Annotated in this window: 3 protein-coding genes and 1 pseudogene; 2 read left to right on the top strand and 2 right to left on the bottom strand. The window is 63.5% G+C overall.

Annotation, left to right across the window (positions count from 1 at the left end; genetic code table 11):
• Window positions 1-225: pseudogene (locus EN925_RS25235) on the top strand (heavy metal translocating P-type ATPase); the annotation flags it as partial.
• A 61-nt stretch (window positions 226-286) separates the two neighbouring features.
• Here EN925_RS25235 and EN925_RS25230 read toward each other — a convergent pair.
• Together EN925_RS25230 and EN925_RS25225 are read right to left on the bottom strand one after the other, a co-directional pair.
• Window positions 287-1,471, bottom strand: coding sequence for an MFS transporter (locus tag EN925_RS25230; protein ID WP_127368189.1), 1,185 nt, complete (start codon window positions 1,469-1,471; stop codon window positions 287-289).
• Window positions 1,472-1,616: 145 nt separating this feature from the next.
• A complete protein-coding gene (locus tag EN925_RS25225; RefSeq protein WP_013530146.1) occupies window positions 1,617-3,281 on the bottom strand; it encodes a Na/Pi cotransporter family protein in 1,665 nt (554 codons plus the stop codon).
• A 387-nt stretch (window positions 3,282-3,668) separates the two neighbouring features.
• On the opposite strand from EN925_RS25225, the gene EN925_RS25220 reads away from it, so the two are divergent.
• A complete protein-coding gene (locus tag EN925_RS25220) occupies window positions 3,669-4,040 on the top strand; it encodes an RcnB family protein (protein ID WP_013530147.1) in 372 nt (123 codons plus the stop codon).
• Window positions 4,041-4,284 lie beyond the last annotated feature (244 nt).

The following is a 4,284-nucleotide window of genomic DNA, read 5'->3' as shown; positions in this document are numbered from 1 at the left end:
ATCCTGCACGGCCGCGTCATGGACGTCGCGCGTATGGTGAAACTGTCGCGGGCGGTGATGGCCAATATCGGCCAGAACATCACCGTGGCGCTGGGGCTGAAGGCGGTGTTCCTGGTCACCACCATTTTGGGCATCACCGGCCTGTGGCCGGCGATCCTGGCCGATACCGGCGCGACCGTGCTGGTCACCGCCAACGCCATGCGCCTGCTGCGCTGGCGCGGGTGAAGTGTTTTTGGTTGATCGCGATCTTTTCGGAAAACCGGCGTCCACTTTTCCGGATCGTGATCTACTCGGCTGGGGCTGTCAGCGGCGGCGTGGCGTTGCTGCGCCCTTCCCAGACATAAGAGGCGAGCGCCACTGCCACGGCAACCAGCATGGCGATGGCGCCCAGCAGCGGCAGGCTGCGGTAGCCATAGCCGCTGTTCAGCATCGCGGCGCCCAACGAAGCGGCCAGCGCGATGCCGACATTGAAGCCGGAGGGAATGAGCGACGAGGCAAGGTTCGAGGCGTCCGCGGTCCAGGCCAGGATGCGGGTCTGGATCGGCGTGCCGATGGCGAAGTTGAGACCGCCCCAGATGACGATCGCCACAACCATCGGCAGGGGATAGGGGCTGACGGCATAGATGACGCCAAGCGTCACCGCCTGCAGGGCCAGCATGGTGATCAATGACGGCATCAGCTTCCAGTCGGAGAGCTTGCCGCCGAGGAAGACGCCAAGGGTTGCGCCGACGCCGTTGAGCAGCAGCACCCACGGCACCAGGTTCTCGTCGAGACCGGTGACTTCCAGCAGTGTCGGGGTGATGTAGGTGAACAGGCCGAACTGGCCGATCATCAGCATCAGCATCAGGATCAGCGATGTCCAGACCTGCTGGCGGGCCAGCACGCGGACCTCGCGGGCGAAGCCGGCGGGCTTGGCCGATGAGCCGGTGGTGCGCGGCAAAAGGGTTGCCATGGCAAGCGTTGCCGCGACACCCAGCGCGCACATCACCCAGAAAGTCGCACGCCAGCCCCAGATGTTGCCGATTGCGGTGCCGGCCGGCACGCCGATGACGTTGGAGACGGTGAGGCCGGACAGGATGACGGCGACAGCCATGCCGCGCTGGTCCTCGCGCACGAGACCGACGGCGACGACCATGGCGACGCCGAAATAGGCGCCATGCGCGACCGCCACGGCAATGCGCAACAGAAGCATCGAGGTGAAATCGGGCGCCAGCGCGCAAGCCGCCTGGCCAATGGTGAAGGCGATGGCGAGGCCGAGCAGCAAGGTCTTGCGCGACAATGACTTGGTGGCGAGCGCCAGCAGCGGGCCGCCGATGGCGATGCCGCCGGCATAGCCGGAGACGAGATAGCCGGCGGAGGGAACCGAGACGCCCAGGCCTTGCGCCACCTGCGGCAGCACGCCGGCAATGACGAATTCGGTGGTGCCGAAGGCAAAGGCGGCGATGAACAGGGCGATGAGCGGAAGCGACATGGAGAAGCCTTAGCTGGAAGCGCCTCAAACCACGGATGGGCTTTGCGGGCAATCCAGAAATTTTTGTCGCGAGTTTAGGTTTTCTTGAATTGGATGCGAGCAGCCGCTTCCCTTCTCCCCAGGGGAGAAGGGAAAGTGGCGCTTCTCAGCTCGCCTTCAACCGCGACCCCGTCAGCAGGCCGCGCTCTTCAAGCACCGGATAGGCCATCGAGGCCAGCAGCGAATTGATCTGTTTCAGGTCGCGGATGGTGTCGAGATGGATCGAGCTGGTTTCGACGCTCTTGGCGGTGCCGTCGCGCAGCCGCACGAAATGGCTGGCGCTGGTTTCCTTTTCGCGGTCGCGCAGCCGGTCCTTTTCCAGCACCAGCTGACGGGCGGTCTCGGGATCGCGCGACACCAGAACGTTGAAGGCAAGCCGCGCATTGGCCAGAACCGAGCCATGGAAGGCGCACAACTCGGCCCAGCCCTCGTCGGTGAATTCCAGTCCGCGCTCGAACTTCTTCTTCACATGCACCAGCATGTTGCGCACGATGATGTCGCCGACCTGCTCGAGCTTGACGCAGGCGCCGATCAGTTCCTGGCAGCGCAGCGCCTCGTCCTCGGTCAGCGGGTTCCTGGTCAGTTTGGCGAGGTAGAGCTTGATCGCGGCGTGCTTGCGGTCGACGCGGTCGTCGAGTGCGGCCAGCGCCTTGATCTTGTCGGCGTCGGCACTTTCATAGAGTTCGATGATACGCTTGAGCATGATCTCGATCGTCTCGCAGACCCGCACCACCTCGCGGGTGGCATTGGCCAGCGCCTGGCTCGGCACGTCGAGCGCGCTTTCGTTGAGCGCGGACAGCTCGACGACGTCAAGCGAGGCGGCCGGCACGGGCTTGGTGCCAAGTGCGACGATCTTCTCCGAAGCGCGGTAGACGAAGCCTGCCAGCGGCAGGCCGGCGAGCAGGATCAGCACATTGAACAGGATGTGGGCATTGACGATCTGGTCCGCCGCCGTCGAACCGAGAAAGGCGAAGTGCGGCCTGAAGATCATGACCAGGATCAGCATGACCAGCGAGCCAAGCCCGCGCATCAGGAGATTGCCGATCGGCACGACGCGCACTTCGGGGCTCGACGAGCGGGTCAGCATCGGCGCGATGATCGAGGAGCCGAGGTTGACGCCAAGGATGAGAACGACGCCAAGTTCGGGCGTGATCAGGCCACGGCCTGCCAGCGTCGCCATCAACAGCACCGCCGCGATGCTCGACTGGAACAGCCAGGTGATCAGTGCCGCCAGCAGATAGGCGGTGATGGAATCGGTCGAGAAGTAGTTGATGATGACCGGCATGAGCTGGCTGTTGCGCAGGGGCTCCGATGCCTGGCCGATCATCTCCAGCGACAGGATCAGAAGGCCGATGCCGACCAGGATGCGGCCGGACTGGCGCCAGTCGCGCCGCTCGGTGGCCATGAACATGACCGTGCCGGTGATCAGGCACAGCGGCACCAGCAAGGTGAGGTCGAAGGTCAGCAGCTTGACCACCAGCGCCGAGCCGATCTCGGCGCCGCGCACCGCCAATTGGCCCGCGGCGCCAGAGACGATGCCAGAGCCGGCGAAGGAGCCGACCAGCAGCGTGACGGCGGTGGAGCTCTGCAGGGCGATGGCAAGGCCGGTGCCGGCCAGCACCGCCATGATCGGATTGCGCATGGTGGCGCGGAGGCGATGGCGCAGCACGTCGCCATAGGCGCGTTCAACGCCGGTCTTCACCATGCGGGTGGCAAACAGCATCAGCGCCACGGCGCCGGCCAGATGCAGAAGGACGACGGACCCGCTCATTTCGTCCCCCGCATGCAAACAGGGCGCCCGCCCTGTTTTGCGTGGCGATCAGAAGGAAAAACGAGGGAACGAATCATGTTCATGGCGGTGACTTATAATAGCTCGAATATTTTAGCCGGATAATAAAATCTTGTCGATTTCAAGGGCCGTTGCCGCGCGACAGGCGGTGTCGGAAAATGGACGGACGCGCAAATGGTTGCATTGCTGGGCGGGCGCGAAGCGGCGGATAGGCCGAGTTTGCGGTGCGACTGGCTCCTGCCTTTGCGATCATGTTCAGCTTCCTTGGGTAAATCAAGGAATCCATTACATAATTGTAATGCGTGCGTTCAGTTTCGGTTCATCGATGGGCAGCTACTGCTTCGGTATCGACAACCAAGGAGACTTCTCATGAAACGCATCGTCCTTTCCGCACTCGCTTTCTCGATGCTGGCCGCCACGTCGCTCACCGGCCAGGCCGCACCGCTGAATGCGCCGAACGCGCCGCAGTCGAACTACAGCCAGGTCGACTGGCAGAAGCCCGGCCACCACAGCGATGTGAGGAAGCGCGTTTACAAGAAGAAGGTCGTCGTCGTGAAGCGCAACAACTGGCGGCATGGCCAGAAATATTCCGGCTGGAAGCGCCATCAGCCGATCCGCGACTATGGCCGCTACGGCCTGCATCGCCCCGGCCGCGGCCAGGAATGGATCCGCGTCGGCAACGACTATGTGCTGGTCGGCATCCTCTCCGGCGTCATCTTCGGCGCGCTTGCCGCGCATTAATCGGCACCTTGCCGGACATTGAAAAGGGAGGCGGCCCGCTACGGCCGCCTTTCTTTTTGCCTGTGGAAACCGGGTATGGCCCGCATTAAGGGTCGTCGGATTTCGCGGGCGTGATTATATAATCGGGAAACGAGTTCCCCGATGCGCTTTCCACCCGCCTTCCTCGACGAGATACGCGACCGCGTGCCGATTTCATCGGTGATCGGCCAGCGCGTCGCGTGGGACCGCAAGAAGACCAACGCAC

The organism is Mesorhizobium sp. M7A.F.Ca.US.006.04.2.1, assembly GCF_004022915.1.
GTDB classification, from domain to species: Bacteria; Pseudomonadota; Alphaproteobacteria; order Rhizobiales; family Rhizobiaceae; genus Mesorhizobium; species Mesorhizobium ciceri.
This window is presented reverse-complemented; position numbering and strand designations above follow the sequence as displayed.

Excerpts from the sequence above, each read along its gene's own strand:
- EN925_RS25230 (WP_127368189.1), bottom strand. The coding sequence starts at position 1,471 with ATGTCGCTTCCGCTCATCGCCCTGTTCATCGCCGCCTTTGCCTTCGGC.
- EN925_RS25225 (WP_013530146.1), bottom strand. The coding sequence starts at position 3,281 with ATGAGCGGGTCCGTCGTCCTTCTGCATCTGGCCGGCGCCGTGGCGCTG.
- EN925_RS25220 (WP_013530147.1), top strand. The coding sequence starts at position 3,669 with ATGAAACGCATCGTCCTTTCCGCACTCGCTTTCTCGATGCTGGCCGCC.